Origin of the sequence: Phytoactinopolyspora endophytica (assembly GCF_004138495.1) — a bacterium.
Lineage (GTDB): Bacteria > Actinomycetota > Actinomycetes > Jiangellales > Jiangellaceae > Phytoactinopolyspora > Phytoactinopolyspora endophytica.
Map to the genome: position 1 here is coordinate 224,939 of NZ_ML142854.1, position 952 is coordinate 225,890.

Annotated in this window: 1 protein-coding gene; it reads right to left on the reverse strand. The window is 69.4% G+C overall.

Features of this window, described 5'->3' with window-relative positions; genetic code table 11:
* Nucleotides 1-83: 83 nt before the first annotated feature.
* Nucleotides 84-794 carry an arsenate reductase/protein-tyrosine-phosphatase family protein gene (locus ELR45_RS14105; protein ID WP_129666973.1) on the reverse strand — a complete coding sequence of 237 codons (711 nt, stop codon included), beginning with the start codon at nt 792-794 and terminating at the stop codon, nt 84-86.
* Nucleotides 795-952: the final 158 nt, after the last annotated feature.

A 952-nucleotide genomic window follows, 5' to 3' on the forward strand; every position in this document is an offset into this window, starting at 1 on the left:
CGTTGAACACGCCGTCGAACTCTCCGGCGAGCCGGTCGGCCGCGACGCGCAGAGCCAGGTCGCGTTCGAGGGTGAGTTCGCTGTCATGAGGTGTCTCGGTCATCTGTGTCTCCGTTGTCAGTCGTCAAAGATGGTCTGACGGTCCCTGCCAGCTGGGCGACCCGCGTGCTCAACCGGTCCACCGCCTGGTCGAAGGCGTCGTCGGTTCCGGCAGGTGCGGGATCGGGGATCGACCAGTGCAGCCGACGTCCGTCGCCGAGCTCCTCATGGGCCTGATCGCAGACGGCGACGATGAGGTCGTCGTCGTGAGCGACCTCTGAGACGTGCCGGGGTCTGCGGGAGCGTATCTTCAGGCCGTGCCGGGTAGCCGCGGCCTCGGCGCCGGGGTGGATACGCGAGGCCGGGCGAGTGCCGGCGGACGTGGCCGGGACAGGGCTGCGGACGCCCCAGAGCGCGGCGGCGAGTTGCGACCGGGCGGAGTTCTGCGCGCAGACGAACACGACCCTGGGCGCCCGGTGCTCGCTGCCGATGGGGAGGCTTCCAAGCGTCTCGGGTACCAGCGTCACATAGGTGCGCCTGCGGTCGCCTTCCGAACGCACGCGGCGCACGACTCCGGTCTGCTCCAGGACCTTGAGGTGGTGCGCGACCAGGTTCGAGCCGATGCCCAGCCGACCGGCGAGCTCGCTGGGTGCCGCGTCTCCGGACACGAGCGCGTCGACGATGGCGAGCCGGCCGGGATCCCCGAGTGCCGCATGCACCCGGGCCCGCTGCGCCAAGCTCACCTCAATATTCATTGAGTCAATACTCATTGAGTTATTGCCGTCTGTCAAGCGGCTTGGAGGCTGCGCGACGTCTACGTCCGGCTGCCCTTGGCTCGCGAGCGGACCCGCCGCTGCCAGCGGTCCGCCTCGCCCTGCAGCGGGTTGGCGAGGAACTCGCCGAGCGTCACTCC